This window comes from Methanobrevibacter sp., from assembly GCF_045636185.1.
Lineage (GTDB): Archaea > Methanobacteriota > Methanobacteria > Methanobacteriales > Methanobacteriaceae > Methanocatella.
In genome coordinates this window covers 40,107-61,322 of the sequence record NZ_JAZTXC010000109.1, presented here as the reverse complement: position 1 = coordinate 61,322, position 21,216 = coordinate 40,107, and the positions used below count along the sequence as shown (strand labels likewise).

Genomic DNA, 21,216 nt, shown 5'->3' with positions numbered 1-21,216 from the left:
TAAACCAAACCCTTATGATTATTTAATATTTATATATAATTAGTTATTTGCCTAGAGCATTTGAAGAGTAATTGCCTTTAGTTGTATTTCTAAAAATTTCTTTATTTATCTTTTTACCATTTAAAATATCGTTATATAAATCAATCATTTTAATGTAATCTTTATTTTTATAACGCCCATCTATTGAAAAGTTAACATATCCTATAGATGCTAAATATTCTATTTCATCAATCAATGAAAGGTCTTCACTATTAAATATAATTAATTCTTCTCCAGATAAATTATATTTTATTGGATATTTCTTATTCTTATTATCAATTAAATCGGCATTATTAATATTTTCCTTAAATCCGTATCGCGTTTTCATTAATTCAACAGATCCATGAACTAAAAGTTCTATTTTTGAGTTATCTTCACAATTTTTAATAATGTCTTCATAATCCTTTTTTCTAAGCTCAGGAGATATTGTAATCAATTCATAATTTTTTAAGGAGTTTATGGATTCAGTATTTGTTATATTCATTGAATAAGGACCATAATCTCCTTTAAAATCATTAGACATTACTTTTAACTGATAACCCATTTTATTTAAAATGCCTCTAACTTTATTTAATGATTTAATCAGGTCATCATGGGCAATATCTGGCCATTTCCATATCAAATCATAATCTTTAGAATATGTAATTTCAACCGCCTTTTTCAGGAAATTGACCATGAAGTTAATGCTGTCATTTGGAGGAATCTCTAAATAAACTCTTTTAACACCGTTAATCAATTCCAAATCATCTAAATTATTTGTATAATATGACAGTGATATTTTTTCACTTCTATTTTGTGGATTTTCTTTAAATGTGATTTTTTCTTTTTTATTTTCATGTAATTTATGAATTTCAGTTTCCAATCCTTCAAGCAATTCTCTTCGTATTTTATTGATTTCTTTAATAGGAATAAATAGGCTACCATCATAGTTCATGTTGATTTGTGTTATCTGGAATGGATAATTATCTAATTTAGATAGTTGCTTTTTAATTGTTTCCTGTGTGACGTTTCTTTTTAATGGTATTTCAAATTTAGTGGTTCCACTCACTTCACAAGTTACAACTTTTTGATTGGCTAAAGTCAAACGTCCTTTCAGTTGAGGATATTTATTTTTTAGTGAAAATGTTAAAATTAATTTGGATTTAACAAAGCTAGAACCTTTATTTTCTATTTCCTTAACTAATTTTGTCAGTGAATTCCTTTTTGTCAAATAAACATCAGAATTTTCCAGTTTAAATTTATTTTTCTTGTTCTGACGAACTTTTTTAATAATTAAAACTTTATTTGGTCTTGTCATGTCTTTAATTTGTTTAAATTTATTCTTGTTAAAGTGATTTAATGTTGTTACAATTGGATTTTGTGATATTTCCATTCCGTAGTCATCACTTTTTTTAATAAACAATAATCCATCGCCTTTTTCAGGAATTGTTTTGATGTTGTCATCAATTTTAATTGCGATTTGTGAATTTTTAACTTCATGCACTTTACCAATCTTCAAACCTAAATGTCCGGGTCTTATACTTCTTTGGTAAGTGTTGGTGAATTGTCCTTTTGTAAATCCTCTATTGAAAACCAAATTGAGCATTTCTGTTTTTGAAGTTTTATTGCTTTTTAGTTTGTTTAAGGCCTTTCTGTATTCACTTATAACTATGCCCAGATATTCTTTTGAACGCATTCTTCCTTCAATTTTGATGCATTTTATATTTAACTCAGCTATTTCTTTCAGCTCATCATATAAACATAAATCTTTTGGTGATATGTAGTAATCCTCTTTGTTGTTTAATCTGTATTTTTGTCTGCATGGCTGAGCACAGGTTCCTCTGTTTCCACTTCTTCCACCTTTAAAACTGCTCATTAGGCATTGTCCCGAATATGAATAGCAAAGTGCACCATGGGCAAAGATTTCAAGTTCCATATTAGTTTTTAAGTTTTCAATTTCTTTTTTTCTCATCTCACGGGGCAGAACAATTCTTTTAACATTTTTACTTTCAAGATAATCTATTTTTCGCTGATTTTCACATGTTAATTGTGTTGAAGCATGAATTTTAAGTTTTGGAATGTGTTTGTTGATCAGTTCTATTAATCCTAAATCCTGAATTAAAACAGCATCAACACCAATTGCATATAACTCATTTAAATAATTCAAGACACTTTCAAGTTCCTTTTCTTTAATTAATGTATTGACTGTAACGTAAACGCGTACATTATGCAGGTGTGAAAGCTTTACCGCTTCGTGTATTTCATCTAGAGTAAAGTTTTGGGCAAACTTTCTTGCACCATAATTTTTTCCGGACAAATAAACGGAGCTGGCACCTGCATTAATTGCAATTCTTAAATGCTCCATGGATCCGACGGGTGCTAGTAATTCAGGTATCTTCATGTAACCTTCCTTCAATGTAATTTCCTTTATTGATATATGATTGTGAGAAATCCATTATTTTATATTTGAATTCAGATAATTTTTCATCGTCGATATCCCCTAAACTATCGTTATAGATTGATAAAATTTGTTTGGTGTATTTTTCATTTGAATATCTGCAGTCAACGATTAAATTATCTAAGTTCAGACTTTTAATATCGTTCATCTCTTCAATCAGGCATAAACAATCTTTGTTTAAAATATGGCTTTGTTTATTGTAATCGAAAAATACTTTATATTTAAATTTCTTTCTTTTTTTATCTTCCAATGTTGCATATTCTGCATTGTTTGAAATAATAAAGTCTCGCCCATCATTTAAGTTTGTAAAATCATCACGGCTTACAATGACTTCCAGATTACCATGAACTATCATTTCCAAATCAGTATTTTTAATGTAATTTTTTGTGGTAATCTCTTTAATTTCACGTCCTGAAAGTTCTGAGGATAAAATCAATCCATTATATTTTGATAAGCTTTCAACAGCATAGGAGTTCCATATATTTAAGTTATGGTTTCCATAAATTGGGCAATCAAATATTTTCTCCATTCCTGGGGAGTCAATCATGACGGATATCATATATCCTTCACTTTCCAATTCTTTAATTATTTCATTAGCTTTAATTAATTCATACTCGTTAATGAATGATGATAAAACCCAGACAATTTCAATTTCAGGTGCAATTTGGTTGGCTTCCTTTAAAATATCTTTGATGTTTGAATAATAATCATTTTTGTTGTTATATGAACAGTTTACATCCAAATAAATTCTTTTTAAGTCAAATCCGTTGGCTGCCCTAACCTGATCCAAATCGTTAGCAAAAAGGGATAATTTTGCTTTGGTATTTGTTTTATTTTCATATTTTTCATAATTGCTTTTAAACTCTTCAATCAATTTTCTTGTTGCTTTTATTGATTTTTTGGTTGGGGTATAATGATTTAAGAGTAATTCCTGTGCTTTATCCAGGATTTCTCTTCTAATTTTATTCAATCCGCTGATTGGAATAAATAAATTTTCCTGCATATCATTAAATGTAATTTTTCCCATGTAAAATGGTGTTCCGCCAGTTTTTTCAAGTTGGGCAATTATTGATTCTTTTGTAATTGGCCTGTTTTTAGCCTCTTCAAATCTTGCAATTCCTTTGTGCCTGAAGTTAATTAATTCATCGCCCATATAATATTCTACTTTAATGTTTGCAGTCAAATCCTCTTGGAAATTGAAAGTCACATTAATGGGGATTTTACTTTTGATTGTTTCATTTTTAAATTGTTTTAGGCTTTCATGTGTCTTTGCAGAATAGCTAATGAAAACCTCTGTTCCAACTTTAACAAGACGTGTAGTATCAATAATGATTTCGTTTTCATCCTGCTTTATAATGTTTTCAAGATAAATTCCTTTGATTTTGCCGTTATATTTAAATGCAATTCCATCGCCTTTTTCTAAAATTACAGGAATTTCTCTGTTTTTAATTTTAATAGTTACTTTTGTCCCATCAATGTTGGTAATGTCACCAATATATAATCCTTCATGTCCGGAACTGCCTCTTCCCATCACTTCACCGGGCTTATCGTTCATTATATATCCGTTGGTAAATTGCCTGTTGAAAACAAGGTGCAGGTCTTTTTCCCAATCTCCAGGATTTCCATCAATAATGTTTCTGTAGCTATTGACAATGGTCCCAATATAGTCTCCAGATTTCATTCTTCCTTCCAATTTAAGGGAAGTTACTCCAGTATCGGATATTGCGTGAATATTATTGTATGTTGCAAGGTCATGTGTTGACAGCAAAAATCCATTCCCGACATTGTATCCTCTGTATTTTAGACGATATTCTCTTCTGCATGGCTGTGCACAGGCTCCACGGTTTCCGCTTCTTCCGCTATTGTATGAAGACATATAACAGTTACCTGATACGCAGTAACACAGTGCGCCATGACCAAAGGCTTCAAGTTCCAAATCAATATTTTCTTTCTTCAATTGATTATGGATTGCTTTAATTTCTTGAATGTTTTTTTCCCTTGGAAGAACAATCCGTTTAATGTTATTTTCCCAAGCCCATTTCATTGCACTATAATTACTTAACGCCATTTGAGTAGATGCATGAACTTCTAAATCCGGAATTAATTTCTTTAATAGTTGTATCAATCCGAAATCCTGCACGATGACTGCATCAACGCCGATTTGATATAATTTGAATAGATAATCGATTACATTTAATATTTCAAAATTGTTGATTAATGTGTTGACTGTAACATGGACTTTAACATTATTTAAATGAGCATATTTAACTGCTTTTTCAATTTCTTCCATTGTAAAGTTTTTAGCAAAAGCCCTGGCACCATAATTCTGACCTGCGAAATAAACTGCATCGGCACCAGCATTTACTGCTATCACCAGTACTTCATAAGAGCCCGCTGGAGCTAATAATTCTGATAAAACCATTTTTTATTTACACCTTAATAATTTTTAGCACTTAAAGATTTGTTTTTTGTATTATTTAAAAATGAAGTTAATTGTCATATTTTAAATAATATTTTAACTAAAATTAATTCTATGTATATTGTTTTTGAAGGAATTGATGGTGCTGGTAAATCCACTCAAATTCAAATGTTGAAAGAATGGTTAGAAAATAATGGTTTGGAAGTTGAAACGATAGTGGAACCAACTGATTCAGAAGTTGGTAAATTAATAAGAGAAATCCTGCAGAGACCGGATGCAGAAACGGATAAGGTTCAAAAAACATTAGGATTGCTTTTTGCAGCAGACAGGATGCTCATAATGGATAAATTGTCTGATGATAAAAAGGTTTTCATATCTGACAGGTCATTTATTTCAAGCTTAGCTTATCAAGAACCTGCTGAGTGGATTCGTGAACTCAATAAATATGCGAAAAAGCCGGATTTGGTTTTGCTTCTGGATTTGGATGTTAAGACATCAGTTGCAAGAACCTCTGGTGAAGATGAATTTGAAAATGAGGAATTCTTAACTGGAGTTAAAGCCAATTATTTAGAAATCATTAAAGAATTTAACCATGAAATCATTGATGCGAGCAACGGCATTAATAAGGTTTCATCTGATATTAAAAAAGCTGTAGCGCCCCATGTTGGACTGTGCAAAGATTGTATTTTGTGATTTTTAAAAAATAGTAAAATTGAAGGATATTATCCTTCCAATTCTTTTAGTCTCTCAGCAATAGCGTCTGCCAAGAATTGTTTTGCTTTTTCAAGCTCTTCATATGAACCTATAAGTCTTGGTCCATATTCTCCGTGTTCGAGTTTCACATCAAATTTTTCTATTGTATGTGCAAGCATAGCTTCTCCAACACCGTTTGGTAAACCCATTTGATATTCTTCTTCTTCCATTTAATTTTCCTCCATGTATTCTCTTACTGGGGCAAAGAATTCAATTAAGAAATCTTTAATTCCATTTTTTAAATCCATTGGATGTAAGTTGCCTTCACTAAAGTCTTTGAGTAATTCTTCTTTAGTTAATTCGATATCTCCACCGAATTTTTCAGGTCTTTTAATAAGTAATGTATCTTGATTCGGATAGACAAAAGTTTCTGCGATTTCAATCATAGGATTTCCTTCAATTTCTCCTTGAGGGCAGTAACTTTTATTGATTTTTTTGGTGATTTCTTCAACAGAATCGTCTACTGCGATATAGTTGCCTTTACTTGAGGACATTTTAGCATCACCGTCAAGTCCATGTAATAATGGAGTGTGAATACAGACAGGAACATTTTCACCTATTTTTTCAAGGTTTTCACGTGCCAACATTTGGATTTTTCTCTGTTCCATACCACCCAATGCAACATCTACTTCAAGAGCAGCCATATCAACGGTTTGCATAAGGGGATAAATTACGCTGGCTACTTTTGGATTATCGTCTGCACGACTTACCTGATCCATACTTCGTCTTGCTCTTTTTAATGTAGTTAATGTAGCTAATTGATAAATTTTATTTGCATATTCACTTTCTAATTGGAATTCGGATCCTAAAATATATTCTGTAGTTTCATCAAGACCTAATGCCTGGAAACATTTTTTATTGTACTCAGCGGTTTCAGTAATCTCTTCAACTGTTCCTTTTCCATTTAAAAATGCATGGTAATCTGCAAGCAATATTTTAATTTTAAAACCTAACTTCTGCAAAGTCTTAAGTTTTTGTACAGTTACTGCATGTCCTAAATGAATTTTTCCTGAAGGCTCATAACCGGTATAAGCTATAGGTTGTTCTTTTTCAAGAATTTCTTTTAACTCTTCAGTATCTATAACTTCTAAGGTTCCTTCTTCAATTAACTGAATTTTTTCTTCAATATTCATCTTTATCACTTGATTAAGTAAATGTAATTTTCAATTTTGATAATTTTGATTTCATCACCAATATTATAATCACTGAATCCATCCTGCATTTCCAAATCAACAGCAGAATAATCGCTTGGATCTAATATTTGAATTATTTTTGGAGACATTGATATTATGGTTGTGGTTTCTATTTCATCTGCCTTTTTAACAAGTTTAATGTCCTCCATATTCTTTAGTGGAATATTTTGTTTTTTGTTTGTTTTAATGTCTGTTCCAACAACTCTGTTTTTATCAATATCTGTAACCTGAATTATCTTATTTTCAAATTCTATTATGTCATCTCTTTCAAACTCAGGAATTCTGACTGAAATCCAGATTCTATAAAGGCCTTTTCCGGTAGATTTATCTTCACTTATAAGTCTTGGAGATTCTTTAATAACTCCTCCAAATTCGTCTTTCAGTGCTTCTGCCACTTTACGGCCTGTTTTAAAAGATCCGATATAGTAATCATAACCTTCTTTAAGTTTTGCGATTTGAGGACAATATGCTAATTTATCTACTTTTGCCTGTTTATCTAGGGTTCTTGCTACTATTTCGTCTGCTTTTGCATATTCTTCAGCAGTTATTTCACGATTATCTGCTCTAAATTGAATTACTGTTTCATAATATCCTGATTGCATTTTACTGCATGGCGGGCAAACAGTTTTTTTAATTCTAACTTCTGTATCGTGAGTTTCATCAATTGAAACTCCATAAACTTCACCGACAACTTCAACAAAACAATTAGCTATTGTACCTTTAATCTGGTCAATTTCAAGGTTGATTTCTTCATTTTCAACCAAATCATTGATTTTTATATTTCTCTCTAGTGCTCGATAGATTATTTCATCTTCCGGAAGGTAAGATTCACTCCATTTTCCTTCTTCCAATCTGCTATTGCAATGGCTGCATATTTCGACATCAATGTTTTTTGGAATTTCAATCATCTTAAAATCCTTTAAAAAACAGTCAATGCAGATTTCTCCTACCATCTGTTTATCTTCGCTTCCACACTCTATACAAAACATAAAAATCCTTTAAAAATAAGAAGATAAAAAATTATAATTGTTTAAGTGGGGCTGTTGCACCACAAGCAGAACATTTTAATAAGAATATTCTACCTTCTCTTATAATTTTAGTATCTGGTCTGTTACATTCATGACAAATGACATATTTGTCTACATAATCTTCAATTCTTTCATTAATTAAGTAATGGGTAAATTTACCTTGTAATATAGCTCTAGAACCGTCTACGTTACCTGCAGTACCTAACTCTCTCATTAAGAACTTTAATAAATGTTGTGGGTCTCTATTTAAACCTTCACTCACTTCTTTAAAATTTTTAATGAATGTTCTATTACCTTGCATATCTGAATAAGCTTTAGGAATTTTAAATCTTTTGTGTTCAAATACTTCAGGAGGTAATTGGTCTATTGCTCTTTCTAATAAATCTTCATAATTATCCATATTATCACCTCATAAAAATTAGTATAAGTATAATATATTAAATATTATTTTAATCATTTATTAAGTTATCCATGCAAAGAAACTTGCAGTAGGTTGTTCGTGGTAGTCATATTAGCTATTTTCATCAGATTAAAAAATTGTTTTTGATAAGTAAAATTGATTTTAAATTAAAATATTCTTATAAAAAATAAATATTCTTATTATAAATTCTTTTTATATAAATTAACTTAGTTTAATTTAATTATCAATCTATTTAACCTTTTAAAATAAAGTTTTCATATCGATTATTGGTGGTGAATTGTATATGGCTGAATTTCAAGAGGACATGATTTTTAAGGATATTGCTGAAGAAGATGTGGAAATTCTTCTAAATATTACAAATAAAAAATCAAATGTCAAAAAAATCTGGACAAAAGAGTTGCGATTAATAGACCCTACTACATTCAGGCCGGATTTAATATTGGAGTTGGATGATGAAAATCTGATAATAGAATTTCAAAGTACAAAAGTTAATGAGAAATTTTCACAAAGAGTGCACTGTTATGTGTCAATTACCGATTACAAAAAAGAAAATGATAAACAAGTAAATCTCTGTGTAATAAGTACTGCAGAAAAATCAAAAAAAGTTTCATATAAAGTAAATGATACAAATACTTTCAATTATGACGTTATTGGAAATGATATTTTTGATGGAGAAAAAATTATTAATGAAATTGAAGAAAAATATAATCAGGAAATTAATATCACACGAAAAGAATGTATATATTTTTCACTAGCTCCAATCATGACCAAAAATCGAAACATTGAACAAAACATTAAAAAAACAGCTGATATATTAATTAAATTAAATGATATACCGTCATCAACGAAAAGATTATGTTTTGGTATTGAATGGCTATTGGTAGATAAATTTGTTGAAAATAAAGAACTAAAAAATATATTATTATATTTATTGGGTGATCAAATGAGTGCAATATATGAATATGGTGAACTAAAAAAACAAGATGGATTAGAAATTGGTAAGAAAGAAGGCATGATTGAAGGTATGAAAGAAGGCATGATTGAAGGTATGAAAGAGGGTATGATTGAAGGTAAAAAAGAAATAATAAAAAACTTATATGATTCTGGAATGACTATAAAAGAAATTGCAATAAAAACAAAAATGGATATTAAACAAGTTGAGAAAATATTAAACTAAAAAACATGAGTTGCCATCGCTAAATAGAATGTATTTGAAAGATATGCATATGCTGGTATCGGAAAAAAGTTTTTGGAGTTTCATTCAAATTTCCGATAACAGGTTATTTGGTCATGAATATTAATTACACCCTTTTAACATTTCCTGGACTTGGTTCGTATAATATTCCTCTTTGTGTTAAGTTTCTTATAAGATTATCAACTTTATCTTCACTCACACCATGTTTTTCTTCCATATTGGATTTTAAAACAGTTAATGGAGCCTGTCCATTATATTCCTCTTCGATTAATTTGATTTCATCTACAAGAGTACTCATTTTATCCCTTTCGGATTTTGGCCTTCCTCCACCAACAATGTCTGCTTCGATTTCACCGGTTTCAGGATCAACACCTGCATCTTTGAGGGACGCCATTTGAAGCCTTACTGCTTTTTTCGCATCTTCTTTTTCTACTACTTCTTTTAATTTTACTTTAGCACAGGCTTCTGATAAACGGATGATTGCCTCAAGTTGCCTTGCAGTAATTGGAACGACAGTGTTCTCTTCAGTATTGCCGCTGCTGTTTCTTGTATCCACATAGAAATTTTTTAATACTTCATTTGCTTCGTCACTTAAAACGGGATTAACATTTTTACGTGCATAAGCAATGTATTTTCTAAGCAAATCAGGTTCAATTTCATAATCCACAGCATTGGACTGGTGAATATTAAGAATGTGCTGTGCAAGCTCTGAATCACCTTTTCTACTTGGTTTATCTTCAACAATCCATATCAAATCAAAACGAGATAAAATTGGGGGTGGCAATTCAATTTGGTCAGCTAAAACTTTAAACCTATCAAACCTTCCAAATTTCGGGTTTGCTGCTGCAAGAACGGAACATCTTGAATTTAATGTTGCCATAATTCCTGCCTTTGCAATACTGACTGTCTGTTGTTCCAGTGCTTCGTGAAGTGCTGAACGGTCTTCTGACCTCATTTTATCCAATTCGTCAACACACACATTACCTTGGTCTCCTAAAACTAATGCACCTGCTTCAAGTGACCATCCACCTAATTCATCTCTAACTGCGGCTGCAGTTAAACCAGCACCAGTAGTACCCTTACCGCTTGTATAAATACTTCTTGGAGCTAATTTAGAAACATACTTAAGAATTTGGGATTTACCGATACCTGGGTCCCCTACAATAAGAATATGAATATCTCCTCTTAAACGGGTTTCATCTTCAAGTTGTTTTGCAGATCCTCCAAATAATTGCAATGCAATGGATTCTTTCACATCACGATAACCTCTGATTGAAGGGGCAGTTGATTTGATAATTTTTTCATAAATGTTAGGATCTTTTGATAGTTCTAAAATTTCCTCTTCATCTTCTTCAGATAAATGCAGTTCTTCAAATTCCTGCTCTAAAGGCTCAATATGATTTACATAAATATAATTTTTGAATTTACCGCTTCTTTCTTCCCTAAACGTTTTCAATGTTCCAGTAATTCTTACTTTATCTCCAGGATTTAATTCATCTACTAAATCATCTTCTAAAATCATCAACATCTGTTTAGGTTCAGTTCCTCCGGATAAATTCTCTAAAGGTTCCTGCATTCTTGCTGTTTGTGTGTCAATATAATGTGATTCTTCTTGGAGTAATCTGAAAGACCTTCCACCACATTCTCCACATAAAGAAGGCTCTAAAATTGTTCTGTCGGAAGTTTGCTCAACTTCATGCAGGCGCATACAGCCTCTACATTCAAAAACAGCAGTTTCAATGCGGGGTCTTATTTCATCTGTTTTTCTTACAATACCCTCTGCAGCAACAAATGTTCCAATATATTTACTTAATAATATTTTTAAAGGAATGATATTTGTCACATTTTTAAAACGAATGTTTAAATCAGCATCTTTAGCTAAGGGGTCGATATTTTTAACAGCTATTTGAGCAGCCTCAATAACTTCCTCTGGCTTATCTATTAACAAATCCGCCAAGTCTGGATCAAACACTTCTAATGTATTATAATCTACAGTTAGCGATCGGTTATCCGGATATGTTTCAAGGATTTCAAACACATCATCCTTATATGATGTTGCAAAAAATTCCTCGAATTTCGCAATTGATGTTTGTGATTTAGTAGTAGATTTCATTATATATTACATTATTTTTTCTTACTTAAAAAATTAATTGGAGGGTAAAATTTGTAAGTAAAAATTATATATTAATACCAATAAACATTATACTATTATAGATTAAATATTGGTGGCATTATGAGAAAATCTAGATTAAACTTATTTAAATCTACTTCAATGTTAATTTCCATTGTTGGGATTATTTCAATCATTTTTCTAATAGTTCTTGTTGGATTTTCCGGTTATAGTATTGTTAATAAATCAATCACTGACCAAATTTCATCAGGAAATCAATATGATGATTTGGCCCAATTGAGATCAAAATATTCTAATTTGGAATCACAATTTGACTCTGTTAAATCAACTTTTTATGCTGGTGGTGCAGATGATGTTCAAAAATATAATGATGCTAGATTAGAACTTTCGAGGGCACAATCGGCTATTGATAATGTTCAATCAGGGCTTGATGCTAACAAACCATCGAATGAAATTGATAGTAGAATAACTTTCGCTAATCAAAAATTAGCCGATGCTCAACACGCATTCGATAATCTTTAATCTTTTTCTTTTTATTTTAAATATTTGTTGATTTTATGCAGGTCTTTTTTAATAATGTCTCCGTGTGTAGTATCAATATTATGATATTCATAGTTTGAAGAAATTTCTTTCAATTCTTTTTTGCATTTATTTGTTGTAGATAAATAAATAACATGTGATTTGACTTTTGGTTTTTTGAAATTCCATTCAGAATTACTTATGGCTACGCTTATCAATTTATTTTTCAATTCCTCATCATTTTCATATTCTGCCGCATCTTTTAATAATACTTCTGCATCTTCTTTTAGTTGATTAATTTTTGTTTCATCATAGTTGCTTTTTTCACTAAATTTCAGGAGTCCATCTATAAGAACACATTTATCTACATATTTGCTTTTTTCTAAGCGTTCACAAATTAATGGTGCGAAGATACATCCATGTGAATACCCAACAATTATATCTCCATCTTGGAAAATGTCTTTAATGGCTTCATAATACTTTTCAAATGCGATTTCAGTACCATTAATTTTCTCAATTTCTTCTATTGTTAATTCGTATCTATAATCGTCAATTATGTAAATATTTCCATCGAAGTCAATATTTTTAATTAATGTGGAGAAAATAAATGATAATCCTGAATTTGGTGGTAATAAGAACATATTCTGATTTTTACTACCTTTTCTGGCTAATTCAAATCCATATTCTTTTTCGTTTCCATCAATAATTTGGGCAATATTGTATGGTGTTCTATTTTTAAATAAGGTTCTGGCATCGATGCTAATATCTTGTTTGGATAAATCAGAAACGATTTTCATAGCTATGATTGAATCTCCTCCAAGGCGAATGAAATCGTCATATAAACTAATTCTTTCTTGATTGAATGCATTTTCAAAGGATTTGACAATTATCTTTTCAGTTTCAGTATTTGGTGTAACATACTCGGCAAGTAATTTATCCACATCTACTTTAGGCAATGCATTTTTATCCACTTTGCCATTAACAGTTAGTGGAATTTCATCTAATTTAATTACATATGAAGGAACCATGTACTCTGGTTTTTGGGAATTTACATAATTGCGTATGGAGTCTGTAAGTAAATTGTCATCTAAATTGTTGGATATCACTACATAAGCCACTAATTCATTATTGGTGTCATGTTTAACTATTTGGACTGTTACATCTTCTACATAATTAATTTTACGTATTATTGTTTCTATCTCACTTAATTCCACACGGTTTCCTCTGATTTTTACCTGTCCGTCACGACGTCCAATAATTCCTAGTGATCCATCTGCCAAGACTCTTACAATATCTCCAGTCCTATACATTACACTGTATTCTTTTCTTTCATCGAATGGATTTTCAAGGAAAGCTTTTTGAGTTTCTTCGTCACGATTTAGATATCCGTCTGCAATTTGATTACCTGCAAGGTATAGTTCACCTGCTGCTCCAACGGGTACACGTCTGAACTCATCATCCAATACATAAGCTTTGATATTGTCAAGCAGGAAACCGATTGATGAAGAATCAATTCTGTTATCATAATCGATACTGGTTACATCCACACATGCTTCTGTCGGACCATATTCATCTACAAAACGATAATCTACATCTGTTTCAACTTCTCCTAGTTTTTCTCCACCAGTCGTTAAAACTTTCAATGGTGTTTCATCCACTTGACTTATAAAGATTTTAGCTACCTGTGTTGATATTTCTGTGTGTGTTACACCTTGCTTAATGAAATATTCATTCATTGCATTCACATCTAGTTTGATTTCTTCAGGAATTATGGTCAAGCATGCCCCAGCAGAAATTGTTGGGAATATAGCTTTCATCGCTACATCAAATCCGATGGAAGCAAATAATGCATAAACATCATCTTCACCAAGACCAAATGTTCTGATATAAAACTCAGACAAGTTCAATATGGACTTTCTTGTAATCTTTACACCTTTAGGAATGCCTGTAGTACCACTGGTGTATAAAATACAAGCCAAATCATTATAAATCACAGGCAAATCAGATACTGTTCCAATATTGTCTCTTAAAATATCGGATATGTTTAGAATAATTGAATTATTATCTAAAGAATTAACGCGATTATAGGTTTCATCACTAACAAGAATAACTTTGGATTTTGTATCATTTAGTATGAATTCAACACGTTCATCTGGATGAGCATCATCTAAAGGAACATAGACTCCACCTATGGACATAATACCTAAAACAGAGAACATGTATAGTTCAGACCTTTTAACTAAAAATGCAACATTGTCACCTTTATCAACACCTAAATTCTTTAAAGATTTAGCTATTTTTTCAGCAATAAATGCACCTTCACCATAAGTGTATGAATTATTTTCAAAAGATACAAGTTTATTTTCACAATATTTAATAAGATTTTCATTAAATGCATCTAAAACATCATTATATTTTAGCGGATGTTCGGTTTCATTATAGGAATCTAAAAGTTTTAAATCTTCTTTTGTTATGTAATTGATTTCGGATAGTTCTTTAACTTTGATTATTTCAAATAATATTCGTTCATATGTTTTTGCAAATCTAATGCATGTTTCATTAGAATATTTGCTTGAATGTTCTACATGAATAACATATCCATCATTCAAATCATTAATGATGCAAGAAAATTCATTTACGAAGTCATTTGGATAATTTTCTACAATGATTTCATCTTTAATATATGATACATCATTTAAATCAGAGTTATACTCAAACATTACATTATTATTTAAATTAAACTCATTTGCAAGCAATCTGTATGGATAAATACTGTTTTGCATTGAATTTAAAACTAAATCTGAAAAATTAATTAAATAATTTTTAGTGGAATCATTATTACAATTAGTAATGATTGGTATTGTACGAACAAACATGCCTAAAGCATTTTTGCTATAATCCTCATGTCTGCCGTGCTCTGTGAAATTAAAGTAAACTTTGTCACTACCAGTAAAACGTGAATATGTATATGCAAATACTGCATTTAGTAAATTACCTATAGTAATGCCATTTTTATGGGCGTATTCTTCTATACTGCTGCGAATATTTCTAATAGGGAGGGAAACTCTGCCTGCAGATTCACTAACATCTGCCAATAATTCTGGAATATTGTCCATATCTACAAATTCTTTATTGAAGAATTCATATGCTGAGCGATAATCGGATTTAAATTTACATTCAAAAGAGTCCATACTACTATAGACAAATCCTAAATCAATAACATCATCTAATTTACCTTCTAAAGCTTCTTGTATTTCCTTATTCAATATTGTACGGGAAGTAGCATCAATAATTAAGTGATGAATATTATAAAATATGAATTTTCCTTTCTCATTATTGATAATATGGAAATCCGCTAGTGATTTATTCAAATCAAATGGTTTAACTAATTCAGAATAATTCTCAGTGTTAATTTCTTCAATTGAAGGATAATTATCACAAACTAATAAAGGCATATCGCCATTGTCAAGGATACGTCCTTTTAAAATAGGATGTTTATCAATTACGGAATAAACGGCATTTATAATTTCTTCATTGTCTAAATCACATTTTAAAATTTCAGTACATGCATACGCATTGCCTTTGTCATTTACTTTTTCATCTAAATAAACACCCATTTGAGATTCGGATAAACAACAAACAATGTCCTTTTGATTTATGTCGAAATCACTTATAAATCTTAATTCTGATTTAATATTCTCAACAAATTCATCAAAGCTGTCGCCGATAAAAGTTTCACCAGCATATTCTCCTTTTATAACATAACCTTTATTAATACTAGAAACATTTAAACTGATACCATATGATGTAGAATCAATCTCGTTAATATGAATTTCATCTTCTAATTCAGAGTTAAAGTTTACTGATTCAAACAATTCATTTTTGAAAGCGAATTCAGTACTTAAGAAATTAAAAGTAACTGGACAATATTTAAATTCTAATTCTTCTGTGGTATAAATTAAGGAAGAATAATTTAAACCTAAATAATTTACCTCTTTGAATGCTTGTTTAAGGCTATAAATGTCCTGCATTAAGGAAATATTATCATAACCGTTATTTACTTCAACTAATGTTGGGTATTGGCTAGTAAACCAACCAATTGTTCTTGAATTGTCTGCTAAACTTTCATCACGACCATAAGATTCACGATTGAATATTATATTCTCACCATATGTCTTTTTATATGCTCGAGATATTGCTAAAGCCAAATATTCTTCTTCAGATAACATTAAGGAATTATTTGCATCAAACTTAGCATCAACATTAAATGCGAATGCATTACTGTTTCCTTTAATATTTGAATCATCCAGTAGATTGTTTAATTTTATCCAATGTTGTTTTTCTTCATCAGATATGTTATTTACCAATTCTTTCACATTTTCAACCCAATTTTTATAAGGATATGGTCTTACTAGGTTAACTTCTTGCTTTGCTTCTAAATTGGAATAAATTTGAGTTAAATCGTTTATTAAAATGTTCCAGCTGACTCCATCAATTATTAAATGGTGTATATTGAAAAGTACATAGCAGCCGGTTTCATGACGGATTATATTAATATCAATCAGTTTGTTCTTGTTTAATGAAACATTGGTTTGATTAAAAATATCTTCAATAGATTCTTTAAGATTATTGGATGCATCAAAGACTTTCACTTTACAAATATTGCTATCTAATGGCAATATTTCCTGAATTACTTTTTCATTTTCCTGTTTATAATTTGCACGCAACATGTCATGAATATTGGTTAACTCATTCACTGCATCTTGGAAAATATCGATATCCAAATCTTTTTTGGATTTTAAGAGGAATGTTTGTGAAAATCCATCTTCGTTAACTTTATCGAAGAAATAACTTTGAATAGGAAGTAAATCTATTTCTCCTTCAACAGGATCATATGATATATTTTCTATATTTTTAATATTTTTTGCAATTAAGTATGGAGTTTTATTATTTAATATATCTCTGGCAGTACAGGTAATGTTATTTTTTTGAAGTAATGAAATAACACGAATTGCTGTAATAGAATCTCCACCAAGATGGAAAAAGTCATCATATAATCCAACATCTTTTTGATTAAATACATCTTCAAATGCTTGTGCTATTATCTTTTCAGTTTCACTTGTTGGGGCAACATATTCTGTATGTAAACTATCAAAATCAACTTGAGGCAATGCCTTTTTATTTACTTTACCATTCACATTTAATGGAATTTCATCTAATTCAATAATAAAGGACGGAACCATATATTCAGGTTTGGATTCGCCTACATATTTGCAAATCTTATCTTTAAGGTCATCTATTTTTTTAGAAACAACAACATAAGCAACTAATTCATTATTCGTATTATTTTTAATTGTTTGTACTGTAACATCTTTAATATAATCTAATTCACGGATAACTGTTTCAATTTCAGATAATTCTACACGGTTTCCTCTGATTTTAACCTGTCCGTCACGACGGCCTACAATACTTAATGAACCGTCATTCAATATTCTTACCATATCTCCACTACGATACATTTCATTATAATCCCCTTCATCGAAAGGATTATCTAAAAATGCATTGTTAGTTTCTTCTTCTCTATTTAAGTATCCGTTTGCGATTTGATAACCGGATACATATAATTCACCAACAGCACCAATAGGTACGCGCCTAAATTCATTATCCAAGACATAGACTTTGGTGTTATAGTTTAAAAATCCTATTGATGATGCATCTGTTTTATCAATATTTTCAATTGATGATATGAATACACAGGCTTCTGTTGGTCCGAATGCATCAACTAAAGTGTAATCTTCAGGGCTTTCAAATTCACCTAATTTCTCACCACCAACAAATAAGACATTTAATGATGTATTATCCACTTCTTTCATGAATAATCTTCCTACCTGGGATGTAATGAGAGTATGGGTTACATTTTGTTCTATGAAATATTCATTCAATGATTTCATATCCAATCTAATCTCATCTGGAACAACTGATAAGCAGGCGCCTGAGTATAAAACAGTAATCATAGCTAAAAGTGCTGCATCAAAACTGATGTTGGAGAATAATCCATAAACATCATTATTACTTAAGCCATATTTGTCTTTATAAAACTCGGCCACATTTAAAATGGACTTTCGGGTAATTTTTACACCTTTAGGAATACCTGTAGTAACGCTGGTGTATAAAATACAGGCTAAATCACCATAAATTGTAGGTAAATTAGATAATGTACCTTTATTATTTTTAATAATTTCTGATGCATTCAAAATCATATAGTCTCCGAATAAATTGACGGCATCTTCACATGTCTCATCATCAACAATAATGACCTTGGCTTCAGTATCTTCCAATATCAGTTTAATTCTTTCATCAGGTAAATTATCATCTAAAGGAACATAAACAGCACCGATAGATAAAATACTCAATGCAGATAGTAAGTAATATTCTGAGCGTTGAGTATAGAACGCTACATTATCCTGTGATTTGACACCTAGGTGAGTTAATTGTTTAGCTATTTTATCTGCGATAAAAGCACTTTCACCATAAGTATAACAAACATCCTTATAAGAAACAAGGTTATTGTCCGGATATTTCGCAAGATTGTTATTAAACGCATCTAAGAGATCTTCAAAGATTAAAGGATGTTCGGTTTTATTAATATCCTCTAAAAGTTCTAAATCTGATTTAGAAACATAATTTATGTCGGATAATTCATTAACTTTAATCATTTGTGATAATATTAATTTATATGAGTTAATGAATCTTTCAATCATTGATTTAGAATATTTATCAGAATGCATTATGATTAAAGTATAGTTTCTGCCTTTCTGAATCACTTCTGCTGTGAAATCGTTAATTAATTCATCTATGTTTTCATTAATGCTTTCTTCAGTTATTTCATCAGATGTTTTATCCTCATTTTCAATCCATTCTGGCATGAATTGGAATAATATGTTGGAGTCAATATTGTATTCATTTGCAAGTTGTCTGAATGGATAATAGTCATATTTCATGACTCCATAGAGGATATCTGACATATAATTGATGAATGATGTGGTATCTTGAGTTTTACAATCAACAAGCATAGGCAATGTGTTTACATACATTCCTATTGCATTGTAATTATTGAATCTGTCACGTCCGTTGTCTGTGATGTTAAACAGTACTTTGTCACTACCGACAAATCTGGATAATGTATATGCAAATGCACTAGTAAATAATGCGTTTTCACTAATTGCATTTTCATTTAAAAATGATTTGAATATGTCATAATCTATGTCTAGGTTAATTTGCTTGAATCCAGGTCTATCGGATAATTCACTCTCTAATAAAATACCAACTTCCTCATTGTCTACTAGCATTTCATCATAAAATTCACCAGCTTCACCATATTCTTCGGATTCTTGTATTTGCTGGGTAAAAGCAGATACTTTAAGGAATGAATCATCAACTTTCAATTCATTTCCTTCAAGAATATTTTTCATATCTTGTTTAAATACATTATCTGATAAAGCGTCAAATATTATGTGGTGGAAAACCGCATATAATATATAATCAGATTCATTTTCAACGATTAAAAATCTGCATAAATTATCATGTAAATCAAAGGATTCGTTAACAAAATTGATTATAAATTCCTCATCATCATTAGAATTAATTGAAACTAAAGGTTTAGATCCTTTAATTAAATATGGAACTTCATATTCATCACTAATGCGCATGCCTAATATTGGATGAATATTTATCATTGTATCTAATGCATCTTCGATTTCTTTAATGGCGTATTCCTTGGAGATTTCCATTCTAAGTGGGATGAGGTATACATTATATTTATTGTTTGCTATAATATCCAAGTATACATTTAATTGTGCTTCGTTTAAAGGACATCCTTCTTCTAATGAATAGATGTCTAAATCCATTTGAATATTTTTAATGTTTTCTGCTATTGCTTTTGGTGTATGCAAACTTAAAATATCTGCAGCTGTGATATTATAATCTTCTAAATGAGATAATAATTTGATTGCAGTTAATGAATCTCCGCCAAGACCAATGAAATCATCATAAATACCAATTTGATCTTGATTAAACACGGTTTCGAAAGCTTCAATGATTTCACGTTCTGTTTCATTTCTTGGAGCCACATATTCTGCACGCAAACTTTCCAAATCAACATCAGGCAAAGCACGTTTATCTACCTTACCATTTACATTTAATGGAATTTCATCTAATCTTATAACATATGTCGGAACCATGTAATCCGGTTTGTGTTTATTTACATAATCACGGACATAATTAACTAACTCATTATCTTCTAAATCATTGGATGCTACAATATATGCAACTAATTCGTTATTATCATTATTTTGTATTGTTTGAACGGTAACATCTTCAACATCAGAAATGCTTCTAATGACTGATTCAACTTCTGTGAGTTCTACACGATTTCCTCTGATTTTTACTTGACTGTCCCGACGTCCAACAATGCCTAAAGTGCCATCAGGTAATAATCTAACAATATCTCCGGTACTATAAATTTTTTCATAATCTTTTTCATTATCGAATGGATTATCGAAGAATGATTTGCTGTTTTCCTCTTCACGATTTAGGTATCCTGGTGTTAATTGGTGACCTGCAAGGTATAATTCACCAACCGCACCTAAAGGTACGCGACGATGTTCCTTATCTAAAATGTATCCTTTAACATTGTCAATAAAGTATCCGATACTTGAATGATGTATACGGCTGTTTGCAAATATGCTTGTGGATACAGCTAAGTTCTCTGATGGCCCATATGTTTCAAATGGTCCAATTGAATCTGGAGCATTCAATTCGCCTAATTTCATTCCTCCGAAACATAAAAGTTTAATTGTGGTGTCCATTCCACTTTCTGCAAATAGTTTTCCAACTTGGCTCGTGATATATGTGTGAGTACAACCATGTTTAACATAAAATTCATTTAAAGCATTCAAATCTAATCTAATGTCATCTGGAACAATATACAATGAACCACCAGTAACAATAGGTGCATATAGGGCAGCAGTATGAATATCAAACACATATGAACAATGCATTCCATAAATGTCATTACAAGTA

The 21,216-nt window shown here is 30.5% G+C and carries 11 protein-coding genes (1 of these 11 cut by a window edge); 3 read left to right on the top strand and 8 right to left on the bottom strand.

Annotation, left to right across the window (positions count from 1 at the left end):
* Nucleotides 1–43: 43 nt before the first annotated feature.
* Together ACKI3Q_RS06240 and ACKI3Q_RS06235 are read right to left on the bottom strand one after the other, a co-directional pair.
* Nucleotides 44–2,419, bottom strand: a complete 2,376-nt coding sequence (locus tag ACKI3Q_RS06240; protein WP_407415327.1) for a DUF3656 domain-containing protein — start codon at nt 2,417–2,419, stop codon at nt 44–46.
* Nucleotides 2,406–4,898 carry a DUF3656 domain-containing protein gene (locus tag ACKI3Q_RS06235; RefSeq protein ID WP_407415325.1) on the bottom strand — a complete coding sequence of 831 codons (2,493 nt, stop codon included), beginning with the start codon at nt 4,896–4,898 and terminating at the stop codon, nt 2,406–2,408. Before ACKI3Q_RS06235 ends, ACKI3Q_RS06240 begins: the two co-directional genes overlap by 14 nt.
* A 90-nt stretch (nt 4,899–4,988) precedes the next feature.
* On the opposite strand from ACKI3Q_RS06235, the gene tmk reads away from it, so the two are divergent.
* Entirely contained in the window at nt 4,989–5,588 is a 600-nt protein-coding gene (gene tmk, locus ACKI3Q_RS06230; RefSeq protein ID WP_407415343.1) for a dTMP kinase, read from the top strand.
* Between the two features lie 29 nt (nt 5,589–5,617).
* Here the strand turns inward: tmk and ACKI3Q_RS06225 are convergent, their stop codons facing one another.
* From ACKI3Q_RS06225 to ACKI3Q_RS06210, 4 genes are read right to left on the bottom strand one after another with little or no spacing between them, the layout of a single operon-like run.
* Nucleotides 5,618–5,818, bottom strand: coding sequence for a hypothetical protein (locus tag ACKI3Q_RS06225; RefSeq protein WP_407415323.1), 201 nt, complete (start codon nt 5,816–5,818; stop codon nt 5,618–5,620).
* A complete protein-coding gene (locus tag ACKI3Q_RS06220; RefSeq protein WP_407415321.1) occupies nt 5,819–6,781 on the bottom strand; it encodes a tyrosine--tRNA ligase in 963 nt (320 codons plus the stop codon).
* 5 nt (nt 6,782–6,786) lie between these two features.
* A complete protein-coding gene (locus ACKI3Q_RS06215; protein ID WP_407415319.1) occupies nt 6,787–7,830 on the bottom strand; it encodes a 60S ribosomal export protein NMD3 in 1,044 nt (347 codons plus the stop codon).
* A 31-nt stretch (nt 7,831–7,861) separates the two neighbouring features.
* On the bottom strand, nt 7,862–8,269 hold the full coding sequence (locus ACKI3Q_RS06210; RefSeq protein WP_407415317.1) for a translation initiation factor IF-2 subunit beta: 408 nt from the start codon (nt 8,267–8,269) through the stop codon (nt 7,862–7,864).
* 304 nt (nt 8,270–8,573) lie between these two features.
* On the opposite strand from ACKI3Q_RS06210, the gene ACKI3Q_RS06205 reads away from it, so the two are divergent.
* Complete coding sequence (locus ACKI3Q_RS06205) at nt 8,574–9,467, top strand: hypothetical protein (RefSeq protein WP_407415315.1); 894 nt, start codon at nt 8,574–8,576, stop codon at nt 9,465–9,467.
* A 124-nt stretch (nt 9,468–9,591) separates the two neighbouring features.
* Here ACKI3Q_RS06205 and ACKI3Q_RS06200 read toward each other — a convergent pair whose 3' ends face one another.
* Nucleotides 9,592–11,598 (bottom strand): ATP-binding protein, encoded by a 2,007-nt coding sequence (locus ACKI3Q_RS06200; RefSeq protein WP_407415313.1) that lies wholly within the window; start codon nt 11,596–11,598, stop codon nt 9,592–9,594.
* Between the two features lie 120 nt (nt 11,599–11,718).
* Here ACKI3Q_RS06200 and ACKI3Q_RS06195 point away from each other — a divergent pair, with 120 nt between their 5' ends.
* Nucleotides 11,719–12,138 carry a hypothetical protein gene (locus ACKI3Q_RS06195; protein WP_407415311.1) on the top strand — a complete coding sequence of 140 codons (420 nt, stop codon included), beginning with the start codon at nt 11,719–11,721 and terminating at the stop codon, nt 12,136–12,138.
* Between the two features lie 11 nt (nt 12,139–12,149).
* Here the strand turns inward: ACKI3Q_RS06195 and ACKI3Q_RS06190 are convergent, their stop codons facing one another.
* Nucleotides 12,150–21,216 carry the final stretch of an amino acid adenylation domain-containing protein gene (locus tag ACKI3Q_RS06190; protein ID WP_407415309.1) on the bottom strand. 23,522 nt of this gene lie beyond the right edge of the window, so 9,067 of the gene's 32,589 nt are visible here — the last part of the coding sequence; its start codon lies beyond the right edge, outside the window; the stop codon is at nt 12,150–12,152.